The organism is Variovorax paradoxus (genome assembly GCA_016806145.1).
GTDB lineage: Bacteria > Pseudomonadota > Gammaproteobacteria > Burkholderiales > Burkholderiaceae_C > Variovorax.
In genome coordinates this window covers 2681606-2707609 of the sequence record CP063166.1, presented here as the reverse complement: position 1 = coordinate 2707609, position 26004 = coordinate 2681606, and the positions used below count along the sequence as shown (strand labels likewise).

Genomic DNA, 26004 nt, shown 5'->3' with positions numbered 1-26004 from the left:
CAGTGCCACCGTCGATAACCCGGGCCTTGGGAAGCTCGCCACCTAATAAACTCCCCCAATGCCTTTTTCCTCTCCGCTGGCCGTGGCCCGCAGTGCCGTCAACGCCTCGCCGCTGTCGTGGTGGCGCCGCTGGTGGCGCCGCCAGACCCCGGTGCTGCAGGACGCCGTCGCGATGCTGGCCCCGATGGCCGCCGTGCTGCTGTTCCTCGCGGCGATCGTCACCGCCTTCTGGTATCTGCGCACCGAGGAGGTCGAGCGCGAGCAGGAGTCGGTGCGCCGCGACGTCGAGTACGCCCAGCAGCGCATGCGGCTGCGGCTGCTGGAGCGCCAGGAGCAGCTGATGCGCATCGCGCGCGATGCCTCCAACCGCGAGATCGACCCGATCGAGTTCACCAGCCGCGCCGAATCGCTGGTGAGCCAGTTCCCCGAGCTGCAGACCATCACCTGGATCGACGACCGCCGCCGCTTCAAGGCCGGCTATGCCGCGCCCAGCGTGCATCCGGCGCAGCAGCACCTGATCGGCGACGTGCTGCGCCCCGGCGACATCGAGAGCAACTACGCGCTGGCGCGCGAGCTGCGCCAGCCGGTGTTCTCCCAGCCCGCGGCCGGCGGCGATCCGCCGGCCATGCTGCAGCTGCACATCCCGCTGTTCGACCAGGGCCTGTTCGCGGGCGTGGTGCTCGGCGAGTTCTCGGTCGACGGCCTGCTGCGCTACGGCATGCCGTCCGAGGTGCAGGCGCGCTATGCGGTGTCGCTGCTCGACGCCAAGGGCAAGGTGATCGCGGGCAACACCGCCAACCTGCGCGAGACCGGCGCGCGCCTCCTGCCCTGGAGCGAACGCACCAACGAATACGAGGTGCCGGTCTCGCCCGTGGGCAACGCGCTGGTGCTGCGCGCCCAGGCCTATCGCACCTCGCAGGGCGTGGTCGGCAACGGGCTGTTCTGGCTGGTCTGCGCGCTCAGCGTGCTCACCAGCTGGATGCTGATCGGCACCTGGCGCCACACGCGCCGCAGGCTGCAGGCGCAGCAGCGGCTGGTGGCCGAGACCAACTTCCGCCGCGCGATGGAGAACTCGATGCTGACCGGCATGCGGGTGCTCGACCTGCAGGGCCGCATCACCTACGTCAACGCCGCTTTCTGCGCCATGACCGGCTGGGCCGAGGAGGAGCTGGTCGGCCAGACGCCGCCCTTCCCCTACTGGCTCGAATCCGACCGCGAGGTCATGAACGAGCGGCTCGAGGAGGAACTGCACGGCCGCGCCCTGCCCGGCGGCTTCCAGGTGCGGGTGAAGCGCAAGAACGGCAGCGTGTTCGACGCGCGGCTGTACGTGTCGCCGCTGATCGACGCGCGCGGCCACCAGACCGGCTGGATGACCTCGATGACCGACATCACCGAGCCCACCCGCATCCGCGAGCAGCTGTCGGCTTCCTACGAACGCTTCACCACCGTGCTCGAGGCGCTCGACGCCGCGGTGTCGGTGGCGCCGATCGGCAGCGAGGAGCTGCTGTTCGCCAACAAGCTCTACCGCCTGTGGTTCGGCTCCGACACCGTCGGCCACCTGGGCATGGTGGCGCAGGCCGGCGTGCCGGCCTCGAACGCGCACGACGAGGGCCTGGACGACGTCGACCCCTACGCCGGCCTGCCGATCGACACGCTGACCGCCGCGCAGGCGGCCAACAACGAGATCTTCGTGCCCGAGCTCGGCAAGTGGCTCGAGGTGCGCTCGCGCTACCTGACCTGGGTCGACGGCCGCCTGGCGCAGCTGGTGATCGCCACCGACATCACGCCGCGCCGCGATGCCGAGGAACAGGCGGCCGCGCAGGCCGACCGCGCGCAGTCGGCGAGCCGGCTGATCACCATGGGCGAGATGGCCTCGAGCGTGGCGCACGAGCTGAACCAGCCGCTGACCGCGATCAGCAACTACTGCAACGGGATGATGTCGCGCATCAAGAGCCAGTCGATCGACAACGACGCGCTGCTGGCCGCGCTCGAGAAGACCTCGAAGCAGGCCCAGCGCGCGGGCCAGATCATCCAGCGCATCCGCTCCTTCGTGAAACGCAGCGAACCCAACCGCACGCCGGCCGACGTGGCGACCATGGTCAGCGAGGCGGTCGAACTGGCCGGCATCGAGCTGCGCCGGCGCAACGTGCGCCTGAACCACTACGTGGCGGCGCGGCTGCCGATGGTGCGCGTCGACCCGATCCTGATCGAGCAGGTGATGGTCAACCTGCTGAAGAACGCGGCCGAGTCGATCGACCTCGCCGAGCGCCCGCTGGCGCGGCGCAGCGTCGAACTGCGCGTGCTGCCGAAGGTGATCGAGGGCCACAACGCGATCGAGTTCTCGGTGCAGGACACCGGCAAGGGCCTCGCGCCCGAGGTCATGGACCGGCTCTACGAGGCCTTCTTCTCGACCAAGCCCGAGGGCATGGGCATCGGGCTGAACCTGTGCCGCACCATCGTCGAGTCGCACCGCGGCCGGATGCAGGCGGAGAACATCTACAATGGCCCGGATGTGATCGGATGCCGTTTCTCCTTCTGGATTCCGGTGTTGGACGCTATCAGTTCCCTAGCAAGTGACGAGGTAAAGGTACCTGCATGAGTTTGATTCCGAAAAAGGGCACTGTGTATGTCGTCGATGACGACGAAGCGGTACGCGATTCGCTCCAATGGCTGCTCGAAGGCAAGGACTACCGGGTCCGCTGTTTCGATTCCGCCGAGTCCTTCCTCTCCCGCTACGACCCCCGCGAGGTGGCCTGCCTGATCGTCGACATCCGCATGGGTGGCATGACGGGCCTGGAGCTGCAGGACCGGTTGATCGAGCGCCGCTCGCCGCTGCCGATCGTGGTCATCACCGGCCACGGCGACGTGCCGATGGCCGTCGACAGCATGAAGAAGGGCGCGATGGATTTCATCCAGAAGCCCTTCAACGACGAGGAGCTCGTCGCGCTGGTCGAGCGCATGCTCGAACATGCGCGTGGCGCCTTCACGCAGCACCAGCAGTCGGCCAGCCGCGACGCGCTGCTGTCCAAGCTCACGGGCCGCGAGGCGCAGGTGCTCGAGCGCATCGTCGCCGGCCGGCTCAACAAGCAGATCGCCGACGACCTCGGCATCAGCATCAAGACGGTCGAGGCGCATCGCGCCAACATCATGGAGAAGCTCAACGCCAACACCGTGGCCGATCTGCTGAAGATCGCGCTCGGACAGGCGGCGCCCGCTGCCAAGGCCTAGACGCCGGCTATCTCTCCGATAGCGATGCATGACCCCCACGCCTGCGCAAGCGGGCGTTTTTACTTGGAAAATCGAAACCGATGACCGCCCAACTGATCGACGGCAACGCCCTCGCCAAAACCATCCGCGCCGAAGTCGCCGGCCGCACCGCGGCGCTCAAGGCCCGCGGCGTGAACCCGGCCCTTTCCATCATCCTCGTGGGCGAGGACCCGGCCAGCCAGGTCTATACCAAGCACAAGGTCAACGACAGCACGCAGACCGGCCTCTCGGCCACGCTCGAGACCCACCCGGCCGACCTGAGCGAGGCCGACCTGCTCGCGCGCATCCGCGTGCTCAACGACGACCCGGCGGTGCACGGCATCCTGGTGCAGCTGCCGCTGCCCAAGCACATGGACAGCCAGAAGGTCATCGAGACCATCTCGCCCGCGAAGGACGTCGACGGCTTCCACGTCGCCAGCGCCGGCGCGCTGATGACCGGCGCGCCGGGCTTCTGGCCCTGCACGCCCTTCGGCTGCATGAAGATGCTCGAATCCATCGGCTACGACCTGCGCGGCAAGCACGCGGTGGTGATCGGCCGCAGCAACATCGTCGGCAAGCCGATGGCCATGATGCTGCTGGCCAAGAGCGCCACCGTGACCATCTGCCACAGCGCCACGCAGGACCTGGGCGCCATCACGCGCCAGGCCGACGTGATCGTCGCGGCCGTCGGCAAGCTCAACCTCCTCACGGCCGACATGGTCAAGCCCGGCGCGGTGGTCATCGATGTCGGCATGAACCGCAAGGCCGACGGCAAGCTCGCGGGCGACGTCGACTTCGACGGCGTGAAGGAAGTCGCCGGCTGGATCACCCCGGTGCCCGGCGGCGTCGGCCCGATGACGCGCGCCATGCTGCTCGCCAACACCCTTGAAGCGGCCGAACGCGCCGCCAAGTGAACACCATGGCCACCTCGAACAACCCCCTCCTCGATTTCACCGACCTCCCGCTGTTCGACCGCATCCGGCCCGAACACGTCGCCCCCGCGGTCGACGTGCTGCTCGCCGAGGCCGAGACCGCGCTGCAGACGGTGACGGCACCCGACTTCCCCGCCAGCTGGAGCGCGATCTCCAAGGTGCTCGACGTGGCCTCGGAACGCTTCAGCCGCGCCTGGAGCGCGGTCGGCCATCTCAATGCCGTGGCCGACACGCCCGAGCTGCGCGCCGCCTACAACGAGGCGATGCCGCGCGTCACCGCGTTCTGGACCCGCCTGGGCTCCGACGAGCGCCTGTACGCGAAGTACAAGGCGATCGATGTCGCCACGCTCGACGCCGAGCAGCGCCAGGCGCATCTCAACGCGGTGCGCAACTTCGTGCTCGGCGGCGCCGAGCTGCAGGGCGAGGCCAAGCAGCGCTTCGCCGAGATCCAGGAACGCCAGGCCGAGCTGAGCCAGAAGTTCAGCGAGAACGCGCTCGACGCGACCGATGCCTTCGCCTACTACGCGCAGTTCGGCGAGCTCGAGGGCGTACCGGAAGACGTGGTCAATGCCGCGCGCGCCGCGGCCGAAGCCGAGGCCAAGGACGGCTACAAGCTCACGCTCAAGATGCCCTGCTACCTGCCGGTGATGCAGTTCGCCAAGAGCAGCGCGCTGCGCGAGACGCTCTACCGCGCCTACGTCACGCGCGCCAGCGAACTCGGCGACCCGGCCTTCGACAACACGTCGCTGATCGGCGAGATCCTCGCGCTGCGCGAGGAAGAGGCCAAGCTGCTGGGCTACCGCAACTTCGGCGAGCTCTCGGTGGTGCCGAAGATGGCCGAATCGCCCGAGCAGGTGGTGAAGTTCCTGCGCGACCTCGCGGCCAAGGCCCGCCCCTACGGCGAGCGCGACCTCGCCGACCTGCGCGCCTTCGCATCCACGCAACTGGGCCTGGCCGATCCGCAGCCCTGGGACTGGAGCTACATCGGCGAGAAGCTCAAGGAGGCGCGCTACGCCTTCAGCGAGCAGGAGGTCAAGCAGTACTTCCCGGCGCCAAAGGTGATGGCGGGCCTGTTCAAGATCGTCGAGACGCTGTTCGAGGTCTCGATCCGCCGCGACAGCGCGCCGACCTGGCATCCGAGCGTCGAGTTCTACCGCATCGAGCGCGCCGGCCAGAAGGTCGGCCAGTTCTACCTCGACCCCTCCGCGCGCGCCGCCAAGCGCGGCGGCGCCTGGATGGACGACGTGCGCGCGCGCTGGCTGCGGCCCGACGACGGCCGCCTGCAGACGCCGATCGCGCAACTGGTCTGCAATTTCGCCGAGGGCGTGGGCGGCAAGCCGCCGCTGCTCACGCACGACGACGTGACCACCCTGTTCCACGAGTTCGGCCATGGCCTGCACCACATGCTCACGCAGGTGAACGAGCGCGACGTGTCGGGCATCAGCGGCGTCGAATGGGACGCAGTCGAACTGCCGAGCCAGTTCATGGAGAACTTCTGCTGGGAGTGGGACGTGCTGAGCCACATGACGGCCCACGTCGACACCGGCGCGCCGCTGCCGCGCGCGCTGTTCGACAAGATGACCGCCGCCAAGAACTTCCAGAGCGGCCTGCAGACGCTGCGCCAGATCGAGTTCTCGCTGTTCGACATGCTGCTGCACACCGAGTACCACGCCGCGGCCGCGAAGCCCGGCGACGTGCTCGCGCTGCTGGCCCAGGTGCGCGCCGAGGTGGCCGTGATGCCCTCGCCGCCCTTCAGCCGCACGCCGAACACCTTCAGCCACATCTTCTCGGGCGGCTATGCGGCCGGCTACTACAGCTACAAGTGGGCCGAGGTGCTGAGCGCCGACGCCTACGCGGCCTTCGAGGAAACCGTGGGCGCCAACGGCGAACCGAGCATCGAGACCGGCCGCAAGTACCGACAGGCCATCCTCGAGGCCGGCGGCAGCCGCAGCGCGATGGAGTCGTTCAAGGCCTTCCGCGGCCGCGAACCCCAGCTTGATGCGCTGCTGCGACACCAGGGCATGGCCGAGCCGCAGCCGGCTTGATGCGGCGCTGAAGCTTGAGATACTCGGGCCATGCGCCCGATTTACAAATTCTCACCAGCTCGCCTGACCGGTTTCGTCCTCCTGCTCGCCATCGCGGGCGCGATGGCGCAACCGGTCTACCGGCAGGTCGACAAGAACGGCCGGGTCACCTTCTCGGACCGCGCGCCCACCGCCAGCACCGAACCGGCCGTCAATGCGCAGCCGGCGCCCGGCGCGGGCGCCAACGCGGGCCTGCCCTACGAGCTGCGCCAGATCGCGCAGCGCTATCCCGTCACGCTCTACAGCGGCGACGAATGCGGCCCCTGTTCGATGGCGCGCACGCTGCTCGTCACGCGCGGCATCCCGTTCCAGGAACGCACGGTGAACAGCAACCAGGACGTGGAGGCACTGCAGAAGCTCAGCGGCCAGAACTCGCTGCCGCTGTTGACCATCGGCGCGCAGCAACTGCCCGGCTTCTCCGACACGCAATGGGGGCAGTACCTCGACGCGGCCGGCTATCCCCGGAGCAACGGCCTGCCGAGCGGCTACCGCCCTCCGCCGGCGCAGCCGATGGTCGCAGGTCACGCGCGCACCGGCGCCCACCCACCGCCGCCGCCCGCGCGGCGCCCGACGCGCAGCCGCTGCCCGCGGCACCGCCGAGCGGCCCGACGCCGGAAAACCCGGCCGGCATCAAGTTCTGATCAGGCGAAGTCCAGCGTGCGCACGCCTTCGGGCGTGCCAAGCAGGCACACGTTCGCCTTCTGGTGCGCGAACACGCCCACGGTGACCACGCCGGGCCACTGGCTCACCTCGGATTCGAAGGCCAGCGGATCGGCGATCTTCAGACCCGTCACGTCGACGATGTGCTGGCCGTTGTCGGTGACCAGCGGCAGGCCGTCCTTCTCGCGCACCTGGGCCAGGCCGCCCAGCGCCGCGAACTGCCGCATCACGCGGCGCGCCGCCATCGGGATCACCTCGACCGGCAGCGGGAAGGCACCGAGCGTGTCGACCAGCTTCGAGGCATCGGCGATGCAGACGAAGCGGCGCGACTGGGCCGCGACGATCTTCTCGCGCGTGAGCGCGGCACCGCCGCCCTTGACCATGAAGCCGCGGTGATCGATCTCGTCGGCGCCGTCGATGTAGACCCCCAGTTCCTCGACCTCGTTGCTGTCGAACACCGGAATGCCCAGCGCCTGCAGGCGCTCGGTGGAGGCGAGCGAGCTCGAGACCGCGCCGCGGATCTGGTCCTTGATCGTGGCCAGCGCGTCGATGAACTTGTTGACCGTCGAGCCGGTGCCCACGCCCACGATCTCGCCCTTCACCACGTAGGCCAGGGCGGCGCGGCCCACCTGGGCCTTGAGTTCGTCCTGGGAGATGGGGGTGGCTGCGGCGGAGGAAGAAGGAAGGGGTGCGGTCATCGCGGAGAATCCTGGGCTCATTGAAGCCCCGAATTATCCGACGATGTCCCTGCTGCCCTCCTCGCTCTACGGCCTGGCCCGCCCCTTCCTGTTCGGTTTCGACCCGGAGCATGCCCATGAACTGACGCTCGACGGGCTCGCGCGTACGCAGAACACGCCGCTGGCCTGCGCCTATGCGGCGCCGCGCGTCGACGATCCCGTCACCCTGGCCGGCCTGCGCTTCCCCAACCGTGTCGGCCTCGCCGCCGGTCTCGACAAGAACGCGCGCTGCATCGACGCCTTCGCCACCATGGGCTTCGGCTTCGTCGAGGTCGGCACCGTCACGCCCAAAGGCCAGCCCGGCAATCCGCGTCCGCGCATCTTTCGCCTGCCCGAGCGCCAGGCGCTGATCAACCGGCTCGGCTTCAACAACGACGGACTCGACGCCTTCCTGGCCAACGTGCAGAAGGCACGTTTCCGCCGCAACGCGGCCAGCGCCAAGGCGCCGATGCTGCTGGGCCTGAACATCGGCAAGAACGCCGCCACGCCGATCGAGCGCGCGATGGACGACTACATCGCCTGCCTCGACGGCGTGTACCCGCATGCCGACTACGTGACGATCAACATCTCGAGCCCCAACACCGCCAACCTGCGCAGCCTGCAGAGCGACGAGGCGCTCGACGCGCTGCTGGGCGCCGTGGCCGAGCGGCGCGAGACGCTGGCGCGCCAGCCCCTCGGTGGCGCGCCGCGCCGCGTGCCGCTGTTCGTGAAGATCGCGCCCGACCTCGACGAGGCGCAGGTGGCGGTGATCGCCGCCACGCTGCGCCGCCATGGCATGGACGGCGTGATCGCCACCAACACCACGCTGGCGCGCGACGCGGTCGAGGGGCTGCGGTATGCGAAGGAAGCCGGCGGCCTGTCGGGCGCGCCGGTGCGCGAATCGAGCAATCGCGTGATCGCGCAGCTGCGCGCCGCGTTGGGCAAGGACTTCCCGATCGTCGGCGTGGGCGGCATCCTCGGTGCGGCCGACGCCAGGGCCAAGATCGCGGCGGGCGCGGACGTGGTGCAGATCTACACCGGCCTGATCTACCGCGGCCCGGCGCTGGTCCATGAAACGGCACAGGCACTGCAGCGGGATCGCGGCAGCGCCTGAGCTTTTTCGGTGGGAAGGCGGGCGAGCGCGGCTCGCCGGCCGTTTCAGCGCATGCGCCAGAGGATCGGCGCGACGAAGGTCGCCCAGCGCAGCAGGCGCTTCGGGCGAACCACCACCAGCGCCGCAGCAACGGCAACGCCCGTGGCCACCGGATGCTCGCGCGCGATGCGCAACGCCGTGGCGGTAGGCGTTTCGTCGGGCGGCGGCGGTGCCGGCCGCTCCTCGTCTGGCGCGGCGGCGGTGCCGCCACCCTGCAAGGTCGCGATGCGCAGGCGCTGGCGCTCGATGCGCTCGATCAGTTCCTCGCGCGTGGCCGGACGGCGCGACGCCGGATCGTCCTCTTCGCCGGCCTCGTCGCCGAGCCCGAAGCGCTCCTGCACCCAGGTCCAGTCGCGCGCCAGTTCCTCGCGGGTCGGCGTGAAGCTGTTCGAGGCACCGCGCAGCTGGGTCCACAGACCCCAGGCGGCCGCGAGCCACAGCACGATCCAGAGCGCGGCCACCGACCAGGCGGCGGTGGTGCGCTGCGGCGTGTCCCAGAAATGGACCACGACGGCCACCGACAGCAGCGCGACGGCGATCGTCGTCAGGCCCAAGAGCACGATCGCGAGGACCAGCACCAGCTTGAGCCGCTGCTTCTCCTCCTCCCAGGCCATGCGCAGCAGCTGCACACGGTCTTCGGCGGCCATCGCGCCTTCGGCCGCGGCAATGCGCAGCCGGCGCAGGCGCCGGTCCAGTCCGAGAAGAGAGAGCAACCTCACCGGCGGCCCTCCGCGGTCACGGCTCGATCAGCGGCGACCAAGCAGCAGGCCCACCAGCACACCGACGGCCAGCGCGCCAGCGGCGATCTGCCAGGGTTCGTCGTGGGCATAGGCGTTGGTGGCCGAGGCGGCTTCGCGAGCCTTCTTGGCGGCGAGGCGGCTCTTCTCGGCGGCGAGCTCGCGAGCGATCGCGAGCTTGGTGTCGATGCGCTGGCGCAGCGCCTTGATGTGGGGAACCGAATCCAGGTCCTTGCTGGCGAGCACGCCACGCACGTCGCTCGCGATGTCCTCGGCTGCCGCCTCGAGATTCTTGGATGCACTCATTGGAAACCTTCCTCCGTGATGACACCGGCAACGCGCCGGCGGCTTCACGCCTACAAATGGCGTGCTGTCATGTTACAGGCTCCATTGCCCACGGAGGACTGCATCCACAAAGAGTTCTGCAAGAGATCGTTCGCGATCGGCTCGGGACTCAGTCCTCGGTCGCGAGCAGATCCACCACATGGCGGCCGATCGCGAGGCTGCTCGTGAGCCCCGGCGACTCGATGCCGAACAGGTTGACGAGGCCTCGCACGCCATGCGCGCGCGGCCCGTCGATGCGGAAGTCGGCCGCGGGATCGCCGGGGCCGGAGATCTTCGGCCGCATGCCCGCGTAGCCCGGGATCAGCGCGCCATCGGGCAGCGCGGGCCAGTACTTGCGCACCTCGGCATAGAAGGCCTCGCCGCGCGCGGCGTCCACCACCAGGTCGTCGGGCGAATTCACCCATTGCACGTCGGGTCCGAACTTGGCCTGCCCGCCGAGGTCGATCGTCAGGTGCACGCCGAGGCCGCCGGGCTCGGGCACCGGATAGACCAGCCGACCGAAGGGTGCGCGGCCCGACAGGGTGAAGTAGTTGCCCTTCGCGAACCAGGCAGTGGGCACGGCCTCGGTGGCGAGTCCTCCGAAGTGGCGTGCCAGATCGGGCGCGCTCAACCCGGCCGCGTTGACCACGCTGCGGCAGCGCAACCGCGTGCCGTCCTGTGCGGTCAGCACGATGCCGCCCGCTTCCAGGTCGGCGCGCGTCACGGCCGACTTCAATGCCAGCATGCCGCCGGCGTTCTCGAGATCGCCGAGCAGGCTCAGCATCAGCGCATGGCTGTCGACGATGCCGGTGCTCGGCGAAACCAGCGCGGCCATGCAGCGCAGTTGCGGTTCGAGCGCGACAGCCTGCGCTGCCGAGATCGTTTCGAGGTCGTCGACGCCGTTGGCCGCGGCCCTGAGACGGATCGCCTCGAGCTGCGCCACCTGCTCGGCGGAAGTCGCGACGATCAATTTGCCGCAACGCCGGTGCGGCACGCCGCGCGCCTCGGCATACGCGTAGAGCAATTGCTTGCCTTCGACGCAGAGCTTCGCCTTCAACGAGCCTTGCGGGTAGTAGATCCCCGCATGGATGACTTCGCTGTTGCGCGAACTGGTGCCGGTGCCGATGGCGCCTTCGGCCTCGAGCACCATCACTTCACGGCCCGCGAGCGCGAGTGCGCGCGCCACGGCCAGACCCACCACACCACCGCCGATGACGGCGCAATCGAGATCGTCCATGCGGCGAGCTTAGCGCGAGCGCCGCGCCCGTGAAGATCAGGTCGCGGTCGGTGGCGGCTCGGGATCGGTGGGCTCGTCGGGCGCCTTGTTCGGCCCCTCGTCGGGCTCCACGGGCAGGCCCGGCGTGGGCGTGATCGGTGTCGGAAGATCGGGTGCGGTCGCCATGATCTGTTCTCCTGGGTTGAAGTCGTGCCTCGGTTCTAGGCGCGAAGGCCCGCACCACCAGCGGCACACGACGGCACCTGTCGTCGGCGCGCACCGACACGCGAACGGCAATCCCGTCGGGCCGATGCACCGACGGAGAAGAAAAATGGAACCTGGAAATTGGTGGGCGGTGGAGGCTTCGAACCTCCGACCCCAGCAGTGTGAATGCTGTGCTCTACCCCTGAGCTAACCGCCCCTGACGCCTCTGCCCGATCTCTTCGATGGGCTTCAGCGCCTGGATGAATCGCGTTCTGCGAAGCCTTAGATTATGCCACAGCTTTTCAAGCGTTTTGGCGAAAGAGCGTGCGACCGTTGCTCGATTTGTCGAGTTGGGACAACACGGCGTCATGCTCGGCGAGTTCGTGCTCGGTCGCGACCAGCACCGGCAGCTCGATGCGGCTCAAATCGATGGCGATCACCGTGGTGCCGACTTCGGGCTCGGCGGTGGCCACGTCGATCAGCAGCGCGTCCTGGCCGCGCGTGAGATTGATGTAGACGTCGGCCAGCAACTGGGCGTCGAGCTTGGCGCCGTGGAAGGTCCGGTTCGAGCGGTCGACGCCGAAGCGGTCGCACAGCGCGTCGAGCGAGTTGCGCTTGCCCGGGTACACCTGCTTGGCCATGGCCAGCGTGTCGGTCACCTCGCTCACGAAGGTCTTGAGCGGCGGCAGGCCGGCGCGCTCGAATTCCTTGTTGAGGAAGCCCACGTCGAAGGCCGCGTTGTGGATGATCAGCTCGGCGCCGCGCAGGTACTCGACGATGTCATTGGCCAGGGTTGCGAACTTCGGCTTGTCGCGCAGGAAGTCGGTTGTCAGGCCGTGCACCTTGAGCGCGTCCTCGTGGCTCTCGCGCTCGGGGTTGAAGTAGATGTGCAGGTCGTTGCCGGTGAGCTTGCGGTTGAACAGCTCCACGCAACCGAGCTCGATGACGCGGTCGCCGTTCTCGGCCGACAGGCCCGTCGTTTCAGTATCGAGAACGATCAAGCGGCTCATGCGCGCCCCCAGTCTCGGCACTTCGTGTCCTCGCCGCCCCCCGAGGGGGCACGAGCTTGCTTGGGGCGGCCCGGCGCTGCGCTCATCAGTGGTTTTCCTTCGCGTGGTTGATCGAGTACTTCGGAATCTCGATCGTCACATTCTCCTGCGCCAGGATCGCCTGGCAACTCAGGCGCGATTGCGGCTCCAGGCCCCAGGCGCGGTCGAGCAGGTCTTCCTCGCCCTCCTCGGCTTCGTTGAGCGAACCGCCGCCCACGCGCACGATCACGTGGCAGGTCGTGCAGGCGCAGCTCATCTCGCACGCGTGTTCGATGTTGATGTCGTTGTCGAGCAGAGCCTCGCAGATCGAGGTGCCCGCGGGCGCGGTGATCTCGGCGCCCTGCGGGCAGTATTCGGGATGCGGATAAATCTTGATCGTGGGCATGCAGCGCCTGCGTTGTCGTTCTGTGCGGTGTTCTGTCTTAGAGCGATTCGACCTTGCGCCCCGAGAGCGCGCGGGCGATGCCGGCATTCATGCGCTGCGCGGCGAAGGGTTCGGTGATCTCGGCCAGCGCCTTGGTCGCGGCCTCGATCGCGGCCGCGTCGCTGCCCTGGGCACCCAGGCGCAGCGCGTCCATCGACGCATCGATGGCCGCGCGCTCCTCGGCGTCGAGCAGGTCGCCGTCGGCATCGAGCGCGCTCTTCGTCGCGAGCAGCATGCGCTCGGCATCGACGCGGGCCTCGACCAGCGCGCGCGCCTGCATGTCCTGCTGCGCGGTCGAAAAGCTCTCCTGGAGCATGGTCGCGATCTGGTCGTCCGACAGCCCGTAGGAAGGCTTGACGGTGACGCTGGCTTCCACGCCACTGGCCTGCTCCTTGGCGCTCACGCTCAGCAGGCCGTCGGCGTCGACCGTGAAGGTCACGCGGATGCGCGCGGCGCCCGCAGTCATCGGCGGAATGCCGCGCAAGGTGAAGCGCGCGAGGCTGCGGCAATCGGCCACCAGGTCGCGCTCGCCCTGCACCACGTGCAGCGCCAGCGCGGTCTGGCCGTCCTGGTAGGTGGTGAAGTCCTGCGCCATCGCGGTCGGGATGGTCTGGTTGCGCGGAACGATGCGCTCGACCAGCCCGCCCATGGTCTCGAGACCCAGCGACAGCGGAATCACGTCGAGCAGCAGCAGTTCGCCCGCGCCGTTGTTGCCGGCCAGCTGGTTCGCCTGGATCGCGGCGCCGAGCGCGACGACCTCGTCGGGGTTCAGATTGACCAGCGGCTCGCGGCCGAAGAATTCGGCGACCGCCTCGCGGACCTGCGGCATGCGCGTCGATCCGCCCACCAGCACGATGCCCTGCAGGTCGTCTGCCTTGAGCCTGGCATCGCGCAGCGCCTTGCGCACGGCGGCCAGGGTGCGGTCGGTGAGTGTCTTGGTGGCCGCGTCGAACTGCGCGCGCTGCAGCGCGAAGCGAATCGGCTGGCCGCCCACGTCGGCGGCGAAGGTCACGGTGTCGGCATCGGTCAGCGCTTCCTTGGCGGCACGCGCCGCCACCAGCACCGCGGCCTTGTCGGTTTCGCTCGCGGTGTGAACACCGCTTTGCGCCAGCACGAAGTCGGCCAGCGCATGGTCGTAATCGTCGCCGCCGAGCGCCGAGTCGCCGCCGGTCGCGATGACCTCGAACACGCCCTGCGTGAGCCGCAGGATGGAGATGTCGAAGGTGCCGCCGCCGAGGTCGTAGACCGCGTAGACGCCCTCGCTCGCGTTGTCGAGGCCGTAGGCGATGGCGGCCGCGGTGGGCTCGCTGATCAGCCGCAGCACGTTGAGGCCGGCCAGCTGCGCCGCGTCCTTCGTGGCCTGGCGCTGGCCCTCGTCGAAGTAGGCCGGCACGGTGATGACCGCGCCGTAGAGCTCGTCGTCGAAGGTGTCCTCGGCGCGGTAGCGCAGCGTCGCGAGGATCTCGGCGCTGATCTCGACCGGCGACTTGTCGCCGGCCGCCGTGTGCACCTGCACCATGCCGCCGTCGCCACCGCCGATGGCATAGGACATCGCTTCGCGGTGGGTCACGTCGGCCAGCCCGCGGCCCATGAGCCGCTTGACCGAGGTGATGGTGTTCGAGGGGTCCTGTGCGCGCGCGGCGACCGCGTCGAAACCGATCTGGCGGCGCTCCTTGTCGAGGTAGCGCACCACCGAAGGCAGCAGCACGCGGCCCTGGTCGTCGGGCAGGCATTCGGCCACGCCGTTGCGCACCGAGGCCACCAGCGAATGCGTGGTGCCGAGGTCGATGCCGACGGCGATGCGGCGCTGATGCGGATCAGGGGCCTGGCCGGGTTCGGAAATCTGAAGAAGAGCCATAGGGCTTTATTGTCCCAACTGATCCGATTTGGCTTCGACGTCGTGGCCGAAGCGCTCAATGAACATGAGGGCTCTCACCTGCTGCGCGGCGGCGGGGTAGTCGCCCTTCTCGTCGATCAGCCAGTCGAGCGACGAGAGCGCGCGGGCACGGCCCGCGTCGACCTCGTCTTGCAGCTTGTCGAGCGCGGCGATGTCCTCGACCTCGTCGAGCGCCTCGCGCCACTCCATCTGCTGCATCAGGAAGTCGGACGGCATCGCCGTGTTGTTCTCGGCATTGACCGCGGCGCCATGGAGCTCGCAGAGGTAGCTCGCGCGCCGCACCGGATCCTTGAGCCGCTGGTAGGCCTCGTTGATGCGCACCGACCATTGCATGGCCACGCGCTGCGCCGCCGCGCCCTGCGCGGCGAAGCGGTCGGGATGGGCTTCGCGCTGCAGCTCTTTCCAGCGCGCGTCCAGCGCCGCGCGGTCCTGCGCGAAAGTCGCGGGGACGGCGAACAGCTCGAAGTCGGTGTCGTTCAGGTTCATGGCAAGAAAAAACCGCCAGCACATGACATGGTGGCGGCTGTTGTCGCGGTCAGCGACTGCGCATCAGATGCGGAAGCTTTCCCCGCAACCGCAGCGGTCGCGTTCGTTCGGGTTGTTGAACTTGAAGCCCTCGTTGAGGCCCTCGCGCACGAAGTCCAGCTGCGTGCCGTCGATGTAGGCCAGGCTCTTCGGGTCCACCAGCACCTTCACGCCTTGGTCCTCGAACACCACGTCTTCGGGCGTCAGCTCGTCCACGTACTCGAGCTTGTAGGCCAGGCCCGAGCAGCCCGTGGTCTTCACGCCCAGCCGCACGCCCACGCCCTTGCCTCGCTTGCCGAGGTAGCGATTCACATGGCGCGCGGCGGCTTCTGTCAGCGTGACGGCCATCTCAGTGCACTGCCGCGGCTTCGGCGCTCTTCGCGCCGTGCTTGGCCTTGTAGTCGCTCACGGCCGCCTTGATCGCGTCCTCGGCGAGGATCGAGCAGTGGATCTTGACCGGCGGCAGCGCCAGTTCCTCGGCGATCTGCGCGTTCTTGAGCGCGGCGGCTTCGTCGAGCGTCTTGCCCTTGACCCATTCGGTCACGAGCGACGACGAGGCGATCGCCGAGCCGCAGCCGTAGGTCTTGAAGCGCGCGTCTTCGATCACGCCGGTTTCGGGGTTGACCTTGATCTGCAGCTTCATCACGTCGCCGCAGGCCGGTGCACCGACCATGCCGGTGCCGACCGAATCGTCGCCCTTTTCGAAGGAGCCGACGTTGCGCGGGTTTTCGTAGTGGTCGATGACCTTGGAAGAATATGCCATGGTGTACCTCTCAAACTGTGTTCAATCGTGGAGCTTCGGAGCGGTCTCGCGTCACTGCCTCAGTGCGCCGACCACTGGATCGTGCTGATGTCGACGCCGTCCTGGAACATTTCCCACAGGGGGCTCAATTCGCGCAGCTTGGCCACGTTGTGCTTGATGGTCGAGACGGCGTAGTCGATCTCTTCCTCGGTCGTGAAACGGCCGATGGTCATGCGCAGGCTGCTGTGGGCCAGTTCGTCGCTGCGGCCCAGGGCGCGCAGCACGTAGCTGGGCTCGAGGCTGGCCGAGGTGCAGGCCGAACCCGACGACACCGCCAGGCCCTTGATGCCCATGATCAGCGACTCGCCTTCGACGTAGTTGAAGCTCATGTTCAAATTGTGAGGCACGCGGTGCTCGAGGTCGCCGTTGATGAAGACCTGTTCCACGTCCTTCAGGCCGTCGAGCAGGCGCTTCTGCAGCCGCGCGGCCTTGGCGATGTCTTCCTTAATCTCGAGCTTGGCGATGCGGAAGGCCTCGCCCATGCCCACGATCTGGTGCGTGGGCAGCGTGCCCGAACGCATGCCGCGCTCGTGGCCGCCACCGTGCATCTGGGCCTCGAGCCGCACGCGCGGCTTGCGACGCACGTACAGCGCGCCGATGCCCTTGGGGCCGTAGGTCTTGTGCGACGCCAGGCTCATCAGGTCGATCGGCAGCTTGGCGATGTCGATCTCGACCTTGCCGGTGGCCTGCGCGGCGTCGACGTGGAAGATCACGCCCTTCTCGCGGCAGATGTTGCCGAGCGCCACCACGTCCTGCACCACGCCGATTTCGTTGTTCACGAACATGACGCTCGCGAGAATCGTGTCGGGGCGGATCGCGGCCTTGAACTTCTCGAGGTCGAGCAGGCCGTCTTCCTGCACGTCGAGGTAGGTGACCTCGAAGCCCTGGCGCTCAAGTTCGCGCATGGTGTCGAGCACGGCCTTGTGCTCGGTCTTCACCGTGATCAGGTGCTTGCCCTTGCCCTTGTAGAACTGCGCCGCGCCCTTGAGCGCGAGGTTGTTCGACTCGGTGGCGCCCGAGGTCCAGACGATCTCGCGCGGATCGGCACCGATCAGCTCGGCCACGTAGCCGCGGGCCTTCTCGACCGCTTCTTCCGCTTCCCAGCCCCAGGCGTGGCTGCGCGACGCCGGGTTGCCGAAGTGCTCACGCAACCAGGGAATCATGGCGTCGACCACACGCGGGTCGACCGGCGTGGTGGCGCCGTAGTCGAGATAGATCGGGAAATGAGGAGTTACGTCCATGGCTGGCTCGTGCTGGCGTGGGGGGTTGTTCTTGGTCGCTGTTAGTTCGCTGGCGGCGCCCGGCGTGGGCGCCGCGTCGGTCTCGTCTCGAAGCGTCTGCGTCGCGGTCCTCAGGACTTGGCGAAGACGTTGCCGAGGGCAAACACCGAATTCGGTGCATTGACGCGGATCGGCTTGACCACCGGCTGCGCGGAAATGGCGCGCTTGACGACGGGCTTGTTCTCGATCTGCACGCCCTTGGCGATCTGGTCGTCGACCAGCTTCTGCAAGGTGACCGAATCGAGGAACTCGACCATGCGCTGGTTCAGCGAGGCCCAGAGTTCGTGGGTCATGCAGCGGCCCTGTTCGCCGAGGCAGTTTTCCTTGCCGCCGCACTGGGTGGCGTCGATCGGTTCGTCGACCGACACGATGATGTCGGCCACGGTGATGTCGGCAGCCTTGCGGCCGAGGCTGTAGCCACCGCCCGGACCCCGGGTGGATTCGACGAGTTCGTGACGGCGCAGCTTGCCGAAAAGTTGCTCGAGGTACGACAGCGAAATCTGCTGCCGCTGGCTGATCGCGGCCAGCGTGACCGGACCGGTGTTCTGGCGCAGCGCCAGATCGATCATGGCTGTGACCGCAAAACGGCCTTTGGTAGTGAGACGCATCGCAAGCTCCTTTTAGCGCTTACCGTTGAAATGACACCGTTGCCCGGGAGCCACGGTGATCTCGTCTCCGCCCTGCCCGACTCTTGACACTGGTGAGCCAGTGGGTGTGAGTCGGTCCTTCATCGCGAAGTTTCTTTTTTGTTGAGTGTTTCGCTCAAGTATATCAGAAGGCCCCGAACTTTGCTCGGGTAAACCCGATTCCGGGCGATCGGGGGAGCGGCTACCGAAGGCCTTCGGCCTACTTGGCCGGCATCACGGCGATGTTGTCGCCGCCCGCGGCACCGAAGGCCTGCTCGCGCAGCAGCGCCAACTGGTCGCGCACCCGCGCCGCCTTCTCGAACTCGAGGTTGCGCGCGTGCTCCAGCATCTGCTTCTCGAGCCGCTTGATCTCGCGCGCGATGTCCTTCTCGGTCATGTCCTCGACCTTGGCGCGTTCCAGGTCCAGCTTGGCCATCTCCTTGCCGGTCTTCTCGCTGTAGACGCCGTCGATCAGGTCGCGCACCTGCTTCACGATGCTGCGCGGCGTGATGCCGTTCGCTTCGTTGTGGGCGACCTGGCGCGCGCGCCGGCGCTCGGTCTCGCCGATGGCGCGCTTCATCGATTCGGTCATCCGGTCGGCATACAGGATGGCCTTGCCGTTCAGGTTGCGCGCCGCCCGGCCGATGGTCTGGATCAGCGAGCGCTCGGCGCGCAGGAAGCCTTCCTTGTCGGCATCGAGGATCGCCACCAGCGAGACCTCGGGAATGTCGAGCCCCTCGCGCAGCAGGTTGATGCCCACCAGCACGTCGAAGGCGCCCAGGCGCAGGTCGCGCAGGATCTCCACCCGCTCTACCGTGTCGACGTCGCTGTGCAGGTAGCGCACCTTCACGCCGTTGTCGCCCAGGTAGTCGGTGAGCTGCTCGGCCATGCGCTTGGTCAGGGTGGTGATCAGCACGCGCTCGTTCTTCTCCACGCGCACGTGGATCTCCTGCAGCACGTCGTCGACCTGGTGGGTGGCCGGCCGGACCTCCACCTCGGGATCGATCAGGCCCGTGGGGCGCACCAGCTGCTCGACCACCTGCCCGGCGTGCTGCTTCTCGTAGTCGGCCGGCGTGGCCGATACGAAGATGCACTGGCGCATGCGCTTCTCGAATTCCTCGAGCTTGAGCGGCCGGTTGTCGAGCGCGCTCGGCAGCCGGAAGCCGTACTCGACCAGCGTGGTCTTGCGCGCCCGGTCGCCGTTGTACATGCCGCCGAGCTGGCCGATCATCTGATGGCTCTCGTCGAGGAACATCAGGGCGTCCTTCGGCAGGTAGTCGGTCAGCGTGGGCGGCGGGTCGCCGGGCGCCGCGCCCGAGAGGTGGCGCGTGTAGTTCTCGATGCCCTTGCAGTGGCCGATCTCGGCCAGCATCTCGAGGTCGAAGCGGGTGCGCTGCTCGAGCCGCTGGGCCTCCACCAGCTTGCCCGCGGCCACGAGTTCCTTGAGCCTTCCGTCGAGCTCGATCTTGATGGTTTCCACCGCCGCCAGCACCTTGTCGCGCGGCGTCACGTAGTGGCTCGAGGGGTAGACGGTGAAGCGCGGCACCTTCTGGCGGATGCGCCCGGTCAGCGGGTCGAACAGCTGCAGCGACTCGATCTCGTCGTCGAACAGCTCGAAGCGGATCGCGAGCTCGCTGTGTTCGGCCGGGAACACGTCGATGGTGTCGCCGCGCACGCGGAAGGTGCCGCGCGCGAAGTCCTGCTCGTTGCGCGTGTACTGCATGCGGATCAGCTGAGCGATCAGGTCGCGCTGGCCGACCTTGTCGCCCACGCGCGCGATCAGCCGCATCTCCATGTAGTCCTCGGGCGTGCCGATGCCGTAGATCGCGCTCACGGTGGCCACGATCACGGTGTCGCGCCGCTCCAGCACGCTCTTGGTGGCGGACAGCCGCATCTGCTCGATGTGCTCGTTGATCGAGGAGTCCTTCTCGATGAACAGGTCGCGCTGCGGCACGTAGGCCTCGGGCTGGTAGTAGTCGTAATAGCTGACGAAGTACTCGACGGCGTTCTTCGGGAAGAACTCGCGGAATTCGCTGTAGAGCTGCGCCGCCAGGGTCTTGTTGGGCGCGAACACGATGGCCGGGCGCCCGGTGCGGGCGATCACGTTGGCCATGGTGAAGGTCTTGCCCGAGCCGGTCACGCCCAGCAGGGTCTGGAACACCTCGCCGTCGCTCACGCCCTCGACCAGCTGGTCGATGGCCTTCGGCTGGTCGCCGGCCGGCGGATAGGGCTGGTACAGCTCGAAAGGCGAGCCCGGGAAGCTGATGAATTCGCCCTGGGGAGCCGGCCCCACGGGGTCGGCGTTGTTCGAGTCTGCTATGGCTTCGTTGGTCTCTGGCATGGCTGTACCCGTCAGGTGGCGTGGCGCCGGTAAAATTCAAGGCAACCGCAAAGCTTATAGCCTCGAGCGGTTGCCAGCGAAGCTTTCATCCCAAAGGACCTTTCCATGTCTATGTTCACCGCGGTCGAGATGGCACCGCGCGATCCGATCCTCGGCCTCAACGAGCAATTTGCCGCCGACACCAACCCCAACAAGGTCAATCTCGGCGTCGGCGTCTACTACGACGACAACGGCAAGCTGCCCCTGCTGCAGTGCGTGCAGGCGGCCGAGCAGAACATGATGAAAGCGCCCACGGCGCGTGGTTATCTGCCCATCGACGGCATCGCTGCGTACGACAACGCCGTGAAGGTGCTGGTCTTCGGCGCCGACAGCGAACCCGTCACCTCGGGCCGCGTCGCCACGATCCAGGCCATCGGCGGCACCGGCGGCCTCAAGGTCGGCGCCGACTTCCTCAAGAAGCTCAACCCCGCCGCCAAGGTGCTGATCAGCGACCCGAGCTGGGAAAACCACCGCGCGCTGTTCACCAACGCCGGCTTCGAGGTCGAGAGCTACCCCTACTACGATGCCGCCAAGCGCGGCATCGACTTCGACGGCATGCTGGCCGCGCTCAACGCCGCTCCGGCCGGCACCGTGGTCGTGCTGCACGCCTGCTGCCACAATCCGACCGGCTACGACATCACGCCCGCGCAGTGGGACCAGGTCGTGGCCGCCGTCAAGGCCAAGGGCCTGGTGCCCTTCCTCGACATGGCCTACCAGGGCTTCGGCTACGGCCTGCAGGAAGACGGCGCGGCCGTCGCCAAGTTCGTCGCCGCCGGCCTGACCTTCTTCGTCTCGACCTCGTTCTCCAAGAGCTTCAGCCTCTACGGCGAGCGCGTGGGCGCCCTGTCGGTGCTGTGCGAGAACAAGGAAGAAGCCGCGCGCGTGCTGTCGCAGCTGAAGATCGCCATCCGCACCAACTACAGCAACCCGCCCACGCACGGCGGCGCCGTGGTGGCCGCGGTGCTCGGCAACCCCGAGCTGCGCGCCCTGTGGGAGAAGGAACTGGGCGAGATGCGCGTGCGCATCAAGGCCATGCGCCAGAAGCTGGTCGACGGCCTCAAGGCCGCCGGCGTGAAGGAAGACATGAGCTTCATCACCACCCAGATCGGCATGTTCAGCTACTCGGGCCTGACCAAGGACCAGATGGTGCGCCTGCGCAACGAGTTCGGCGTCTACGGCACCGACACCGGCCGCATGTGCGTGGCCGCGCTCAACAGCAAGAACATCGAGCACGTCTGCGCGTCGATCGCCAAGGTCATCTGAGACCGGGCGCCGCGGGCGCATGAAGCGGTCGTGGCCGCGCGGTGATTCGCTCGAGTCACCTGCGCGACACAACTTGTTCACGCAAGCCCGCGGCCATCTCCGAGGGCCTTCCCGGGCCTAGGGTTAGGCCCCCTGCGCGTGTCGAAATGCGCTGATATATTGCACCGCAACATTCCAACTCGACACAGCGATGCTCTACCAACTCTACGAAGCCCAGCGTTCCCTCATGGAACCGTTCGCGGACTTCGCCCAGGCCGCCTCCAAGCTCTACAGCCCCGGCGCCGTCTGGAGCCAGCTGCCCGGAGCGCAGCGCATGGCGGCGAGCTACGACCTGCTCTACCGCCTCGGCAAGGACTACGAGAAGCCCGAGTTCAACATCAAGTCGGTCAAGGTCGACGGCGACGACGTCGTGATCCAGGAAGTGATCGAGCTGGAAAAGCCCTTCTGCCAGCTGCGGCGCTTCAAGCGCTTCACCGACGAGCCGGACATCCTCAAGACGCTCAAGAGCCAGCCCGTGGTGCTGGTGGTGGCGCCGCTGTCGGGCCACTACGCCACCCTGCTGCGCGACACGGTGCGCACCCTGCTGCAGGGCCACAAGGTCTACATCACCGATTGGAAGAACGCACGCCTGGTGCCGCTGTCGGACGGCGAGTTCCACCTCGACGACTACATCAACTACGTGCAGGAGTTCATCCGCCGCCTGCAGGCCGAGTACGGCAACTGCCACGTGGTCAGCGTGTGCCAGCCCACGGTGCCGGTGCTGGCCGCCGTGTCGCTGATGGCCAGCCGCGGCGAGGCGCTGCCGCTCACCATGACGATGATGGGCGGCCCGATCGACGCCCGCAAGTCGCCCACGGCGGTCAACAACCTCGCGATGAACAAGAGCTTCGAGTGGTTCGAGAACAACGTGATCTACCGCGTGCCCCAGGGCTTCCCGGGCGCGGGCCGGCGCGTCTACCCGGGCTTCCTGCAGCACACGGGTTTCGTCGCGATGAACCCCGACCGCCACGCGAGCAGCCACTACGACTACTTCAAGGACCTGATCAAGGGCGACGACGCGAGCGCCGAGGCGCACCGCAAGTTCTACGACGAGTACAACGCCGTGCTCGACATGGATGCCGATTACTACCTCGAGACGATCCGCACCGTGTTCCAGGAATTCGACCTGGTCAACGGCACCTGGGACGTGAAGAGCCCCACGGGCGAGGTCGAGCGCGTGCGCCCGCAGGACATCCGCGCCACCGCGCTGCTCACGGTCGAGGGCGAGCTCGACGACATCTCGGGCTCGGGCCAGACCGAGGCCGCGCACGAGCTGTGCACCGGCATCGACGATGCGAAGCGCGAGCACTACGAGGTCAAGGGCGCGGGCCACTACGGCATCTTCAGCGGCCGCCGCTGGCGCGAGCTGGTCTACCCCAAGATGCAAAAGTTCATCGCCGCCAACGACCAGCCGCAAAGCCGCGCCGGCGCGCGCGAGAGCCTGGCGGCGGAAGACCAGGTCAAGCCCGGCCGCAAGCTGGCTGCCACCACCGCCACGGCACCCGCGAAGAAGGCCGTCGCGGCCAAGAAGGCCGCACCGGCAGCCGCGAAGCGCGCGCCCGCCCCGAAGAAGACCGTGGCGCGCAAGACCCGCGCCGCGGCGCGCTGAGCGCCCTCTCCCTCCCGTGAACGGACTGGCCGCACGCATCCACGACGCACTGCCCCAGACGCAGTGCACCCGTTGCGGCTATCCGGACTGCGAGGGCTATGCGCAGGCCGTGGCCGGCGCCGAGGCCGAGATCAACCAGTGCCCGCCCGGCGGCGCCGAGGGCGTCGAGCGGCTCGCGCGGCTCACCGGCCGCCCCGTGCAGGCGCTCGACCCTGCCTTCGGCACCGAGGGCCCGCGCCGGCTGGCGGTGATCGACGAGGCCTGGTGCATCGGCTGCACGCTGTGCCTCGATGCCTGCCCGACCGACGCCATCCTCGGCATCAACAAGCGCATGCACACCGTGATCGACGCGCACTGCACGGGCTGCGAACTCTGCATCCCGGTCTGCCCGGTCGACTGCATCTCGCTCGAGGACGCCACGCCGGGCCGCACCGGCTGGCAGGCCTGGTCGCCCGCGCAGGCGGCCCATGCCCGCGCGCGCTATGCCCTGCACGGCCAGCACCGGCCCACCGATGCGCGCCAGGGCAAGAAGCGCCCCGAAGCCGAGGTCGCGGCGCCCAGCGCCGAGGCCCGCAAGCGCTCGGTGGTCGAGGCCGCGCTCGCGCGCGCCCGCGCTGCCGCCCAACGTCCCTCCACGCCCAAGCCATGAACCTCGACACCCTGCTCGTCTTCGTGCTCGCCTCCCTCGCGCTCGCCGTGATCCCGGGCCCGACCATGCTGCTCGCGCTGTCGAACGGCATCGACGGCGGCATGCGCCGCGCGAGCTGGGGCATCGTTGGCGCCTCGCTCGGCAGCAGCATCGTGATCGCCGTCGTCGCACTCGGCCTGGGCTCGCTGCTGGCGGCCTCGGAATGGCTGTTCAACGCGATCCGCGTGGCCGGCGTGGCCTACCTCGTGTGGCTGGGCATCAAGCTCTGGCGCAGCGACGCCACCGACCTCGGCGCCGCGCTCGCGAAGTCCTCGCCCGAGAGCCGGCTGCATGGCCGCATCGCGCTGCTGCGCAGCCTCGCGGTGGCGCTGTCGAATCCCAAGTCGCTGCTGTTCTTCGCGGCCTTCCTGCCGCAGTTCGTCGACATCGCGCGGCCGCAGGGCCCGCAGTACCTGCTGCTGGGCGGCATCTTCGTGCTGCTCGACACCTGCGTGATGCTGGCCTATGCCGGCGCCGGCACGCAGGCCGTGCGCTGGCTCTCCAGGCGCGGCCTCAAGGCGCTGAACCGCGGCTGCGCCGTGGGCATGTGGCTGCTGGCCGCCACGCTCGCTGTGTGGCGCCGCCCGGGCGCCTGAGCCACGGGCCCGCTCAGTTCCTGGCCGAGCGCTTGAGCAGCAGCATCAGCACGCCCGCCAGGATCACCGTCACCGCGTACCACTCGAAGCGCGTGACCGTCTCGCCCGCGATCCACACGCCCAGCAGCATCGCGATCACTGGATTGACGAAGGTGTAGCTGGCCGCCAGCGCGGCCGGCGCGCGCGCCAGCAGCAGCATGTAGGCGTTGAAGGCGATCAGCGAGCCGAACACCACCAGGTAGAACCAGGCGGCCGTGGCCTGCGGCGCGGGCGGCCAGGCGAGGCTCTCGCCCGAGACGGCGGCCAGCACCAGCAGCACCACGCCGCCGCAGATCATCTCGCTCGCGAAGCCCATCGCGCCCGGTGCGAGCGGCAGCGCGCGCTGGCTCAGCACGCTGCCGGCCGACCAGCAGACGCAGGCGATGCTGATCGCGGCCAGCCCCGCCGGCGAGGCCTGGAAGCCGCTGCCCTGGGTCAGCATCAGCACGCCGACCAGGCCCAGCGCGATGCCGATCGCCTCGAGCTTGGTCGGCACGATGCCCCAGATCAGGTTGAGCAGCGCGATGATCAGCGGCACCACCGCGATGAAGGCCACCACCAGGCCCGAGCCCACCGAGACTTCGGCATGCGCGGTGCCACCCATGCCGCCGCCGAGCATCAGCGTGCCGACCACCAGCGCGTTGCGCCACTGCAGCCGGTTCGGCCAGGGCGCGCCGCGCCAGCGCATCCAGGCCGCGAGCAGCAGGCCCGCGAACAGGAAGCGCGAGCCCATCTGCAGGAAAGGCGGGAAGCTGATCAGCGCGTACTTGATCGCGAGGTAGGTCGAGCCCCAGACCAGCCAGGTGGCGGCGAGGCAGAGCCAGATGATCGGCGGCAGTCCGCCGCGCGCGGACGGCGTGGAAGTGGCGAGCGAGAGCATGTCGAGGGTGTCTGTTGTTATGGCCCGTTGTGGACCTGAGCCGCTCCATGGTATGAAGGCCGCCGCCGCGCTTCCATGCGCAAATCACGGTTCTGGCGGCTCGCGGCCGTCGATTTGAAGGACTTCGATGGAATCCACCTTGAACCCCACGCTCGATGCCCACGACACCCGCATCCTGGCCGAGCTGCAGAAGGACGCGCGCCTCACCATGGCCGAGCTCGGTCGCCGCGTGCACCTGAGCCAACCGGCGGTGACCGAGCGCGTGAAGAAGCTCGAGGCCGCGGGCGTGATCAGCGGCTACCGCGCCACCGTCAACCTCGGCAAGCTGGGCTACGGCATCCGCGCGATGATCCGCGTCGGCCGCGCCGACTACGACCGCGTCGTGAAGCTGGTGCAGGACACGCCCGAATGCGTGAACGCCTACAACGTGACCGGCGAGGACAGCTGGATCCTCGAGATCGCGGTGATCGACGTGAGCCACCTCGACGCGGTGGTCACCAAGTTCTGCATCCTCACCGAGACCGCGACCTCGATCATCCTGAACCCGGCGCGCGAGCACCAGCCGATGCTGCCGCCGCACCGCTCGGACGTGAAGCCGCCGATCAGGAAGGTCGTGAACGCCTGAGGGCGCCCGG

Annotated in this window: 25 protein-coding genes, 1 tRNA gene and 1 pseudogene; 11 read left to right on the top strand and 16 right to left on the bottom strand. The window is 68.2% G+C overall.

Going from position 1 to position 26004, the window contains the following annotated elements; all coding sequences use genetic code 11:
- Nucleotides 1-58: 58 nt before the first annotated feature.
- From INQ48_12495 to INQ48_12475, 5 genes and pseudogenes are all read left to right on the top strand, one after another.
- Entirely contained in the window at nucleotides 59-2599 is a 2541-nt protein-coding gene (locus INQ48_12495) for a PAS domain S-box protein (protein QRF59982.1), read from the top strand.
- The gene (locus INQ48_12490; protein QRF59981.1) at nucleotides 2596-3228 is read left to right on the top strand and encodes a response regulator transcription factor; all 633 of its coding nucleotides are present in this window, start codon (nucleotides 2596-2598) and stop codon (nucleotides 3226-3228) included. The genes INQ48_12495 and INQ48_12490 overlap by 4 nt, the downstream gene beginning before the upstream one ends.
- 80 nt (nucleotides 3229-3308) lie before the next feature.
- Complete coding sequence (gene folD / locus INQ48_12485) at nucleotides 3309-4160, top strand: bifunctional methylenetetrahydrofolate dehydrogenase/methenyltetrahydrofolate cyclohydrolase FolD (GenBank protein QRF59980.1); 852 nt, start codon at nucleotides 3309-3311, stop codon at nucleotides 4158-4160.
- A 5-nt stretch (nucleotides 4161-4165) separates the two neighbouring features.
- Nucleotides 4166-6223: a M3 family metallopeptidase gene (locus INQ48_12480; protein QRF59979.1), complete on the top strand. Its 2058-nt coding sequence runs from the start codon at nucleotides 4166-4168 to the stop codon at nucleotides 6221-6223.
- 30 nt (nucleotides 6224-6253) lie between these two features.
- Nucleotides 6254-6903: pseudogene (locus INQ48_12475) on the top strand (glutaredoxin family protein).
- Here the strand turns inward: INQ48_12475 and rpiA are convergent.
- Nucleotides 6904-7620: a ribose-5-phosphate isomerase RpiA gene (gene rpiA / locus INQ48_12470; protein ID QRF59978.1), complete on the bottom strand. Its 717-nt coding sequence runs from the start codon at nucleotides 7618-7620 to the stop codon at nucleotides 6904-6906.
- Nucleotides 7621-7663: 43 nt separating this feature from the next.
- Between rpiA and INQ48_12465 the strand changes: the two genes are divergently transcribed.
- Nucleotides 7664-8752, top strand: coding sequence for a quinone-dependent dihydroorotate dehydrogenase (locus tag INQ48_12465; GenBank protein QRF59977.1), 1089 nt, complete (start codon nucleotides 7664-7666; stop codon nucleotides 8750-8752).
- 44 nt (nucleotides 8753-8796) lie between these two features.
- On the opposite strand, the gene INQ48_12460 is transcribed toward INQ48_12465, so the two are convergent.
- The 14 genes from INQ48_12460 to uvrB form a co-directional block, all read right to left on the bottom strand.
- Nucleotides 8797-9510 (bottom strand): phage holin family protein, encoded by a 714-nt coding sequence (locus tag INQ48_12460; GenBank protein ID QRF59976.1) that lies wholly within the window; start codon nucleotides 9508-9510, stop codon nucleotides 8797-8799.
- Between the two features lie 27 nt (nucleotides 9511-9537).
- The gene (locus INQ48_12455) at nucleotides 9538-9834 is read right to left on the bottom strand and encodes a DUF883 family protein (protein QRF59975.1); all 297 of its coding nucleotides are present in this window, start codon (nucleotides 9832-9834) and stop codon (nucleotides 9538-9540) included.
- 148 nt (nucleotides 9835-9982) lie between these two features.
- Nucleotides 9983-11089 carry an NAD(P)/FAD-dependent oxidoreductase gene (locus INQ48_12450; protein ID QRF59974.1) on the bottom strand — a complete coding sequence of 369 codons (1107 nt, stop codon included), beginning with the start codon at nucleotides 11087-11089 and terminating at the stop codon, nucleotides 9983-9985.
- Nucleotides 11090-11125: 36 nt separating this feature from the next.
- Nucleotides 11126-11254, bottom strand: coding sequence for a stereocilin (locus INQ48_12445; protein QRF59973.1), 129 nt, complete (start codon nucleotides 11252-11254; stop codon nucleotides 11126-11128).
- 160 nt (nucleotides 11255-11414) lie between these two features.
- Nucleotides 11415-11489, bottom strand: a tRNA-Val gene (locus tag INQ48_12440).
- An 85-nt stretch (nucleotides 11490-11574) separates the two neighbouring features.
- Nucleotides 11575-12282, bottom strand: a complete 708-nt coding sequence (gene dnaQ, locus INQ48_12435) for a DNA polymerase III subunit epsilon (protein ID QRF59972.1) — start codon at nucleotides 12280-12282, stop codon at nucleotides 11575-11577.
- Between the two features lie 85 nt (nucleotides 12283-12367).
- A complete protein-coding gene (gene fdx / locus INQ48_12430) occupies nucleotides 12368-12706 on the bottom strand; it encodes an ISC system 2Fe-2S type ferredoxin (protein QRF59971.1) in 339 nt (112 codons plus the stop codon).
- A 37-nt stretch (nucleotides 12707-12743) separates the two neighbouring features.
- The gene (gene hscA, locus INQ48_12425; GenBank protein QRF59970.1) at nucleotides 12744-14603 is read right to left on the bottom strand and encodes a Fe-S protein assembly chaperone HscA; all 1860 of its coding nucleotides are present in this window, start codon (nucleotides 14601-14603) and stop codon (nucleotides 12744-12746) included.
- 6 nt (nucleotides 14604-14609) lie between these two features.
- A complete protein-coding gene (gene hscB / locus INQ48_12420) occupies nucleotides 14610-15128 on the bottom strand; it encodes a Fe-S protein assembly co-chaperone HscB (GenBank protein ID QRF59969.1) in 519 nt (172 codons plus the stop codon).
- Between the two features lie 63 nt (nucleotides 15129-15191).
- Complete coding sequence (gene iscA, locus INQ48_12415; GenBank protein QRF59968.1) at nucleotides 15192-15515, bottom strand: iron-sulfur cluster assembly protein IscA; 324 nt, start codon at nucleotides 15513-15515, stop codon at nucleotides 15192-15194.
- Nucleotide 15516: 1 nt separating this feature from the next.
- Nucleotides 15517-15930, bottom strand: coding sequence for a Fe-S cluster assembly scaffold IscU (gene iscU / locus INQ48_12410; GenBank protein QRF59967.1), 414 nt, complete (start codon nucleotides 15928-15930; stop codon nucleotides 15517-15519).
- A 59-nt stretch (nucleotides 15931-15989) separates the two neighbouring features.
- Nucleotides 15990-17210: an IscS subfamily cysteine desulfurase gene (locus tag INQ48_12405; GenBank protein ID QRF59966.1), complete on the bottom strand. Its 1221-nt coding sequence runs from the start codon at nucleotides 17208-17210 to the stop codon at nucleotides 15990-15992.
- A gap of 110 nt (nucleotides 17211-17320) precedes the next feature.
- Nucleotides 17321-17857, bottom strand: coding sequence for a Fe-S cluster assembly transcriptional regulator IscR (iscR, locus tag INQ48_12400; protein QRF59965.1), 537 nt, complete (start codon nucleotides 17855-17857; stop codon nucleotides 17321-17323).
- A 238-nt stretch (nucleotides 17858-18095) separates the two neighbouring features.
- Nucleotides 18096-20141, bottom strand: coding sequence for an excinuclease ABC subunit UvrB (uvrB, locus tag INQ48_12395; protein QRF60709.1), 2046 nt, complete (start codon nucleotides 20139-20141; stop codon nucleotides 18096-18098).
- 180 nt (nucleotides 20142-20321) lie between these two features.
- On the opposite strand from uvrB, the gene INQ48_12390 reads away from it, so the two are divergent.
- The 4 genes from INQ48_12390 (at nucleotide 20322) to INQ48_12375 (ending at nucleotide 24450) form a co-directional block, all read left to right on the top strand.
- Nucleotides 20322-21518 (top strand): aspartate/tyrosine/aromatic aminotransferase, encoded by a 1197-nt coding sequence (locus tag INQ48_12390; protein QRF59964.1) that lies wholly within the window; start codon nucleotides 20322-20324, stop codon nucleotides 21516-21518.
- 190 nt (nucleotides 21519-21708) lie between these two features.
- Nucleotides 21709-23166 (top strand): polyhydroxyalkanoate depolymerase, encoded by a 1458-nt coding sequence (locus INQ48_12385; protein QRF59963.1) that lies wholly within the window; start codon nucleotides 21709-21711, stop codon nucleotides 23164-23166.
- Between the two features lie 16 nt (nucleotides 23167-23182).
- Nucleotides 23183-23815 (top strand): RnfABCDGE type electron transport complex subunit B, encoded by a 633-nt coding sequence (locus tag INQ48_12380; protein ID QRF59962.1) that lies wholly within the window; start codon nucleotides 23183-23185, stop codon nucleotides 23813-23815.
- On the top strand, nucleotides 23812-24450 hold the full coding sequence (locus INQ48_12375) for a LysE family transporter (protein ID QRF59961.1): 639 nt from the start codon (nucleotides 23812-23814) through the stop codon (nucleotides 24448-24450). The genes INQ48_12380 and INQ48_12375 overlap by 4 nt, the downstream gene beginning before the upstream one ends.
- 13 nt (nucleotides 24451-24463) lie before the next feature.
- Here INQ48_12375 and yedA read toward each other — a convergent pair whose 3' ends face one another.
- Nucleotides 24464-25369, bottom strand: coding sequence for a drug/metabolite exporter YedA (gene yedA, locus INQ48_12370; protein QRF59960.1), 906 nt, complete (start codon nucleotides 25367-25369; stop codon nucleotides 24464-24466).
- A 127-nt stretch (nucleotides 25370-25496) separates the two neighbouring features.
- Between yedA and INQ48_12365 the strand changes: the two genes are divergently transcribed.
- Nucleotides 25497-25994: an Lrp/AsnC family transcriptional regulator gene (locus INQ48_12365; GenBank protein ID QRF59959.1), complete on the top strand. Its 498-nt coding sequence runs from the start codon at nucleotides 25497-25499 to the stop codon at nucleotides 25992-25994.
- The last annotated feature ends 10 nt before the right edge of the window (nucleotides 25995-26004 follow it).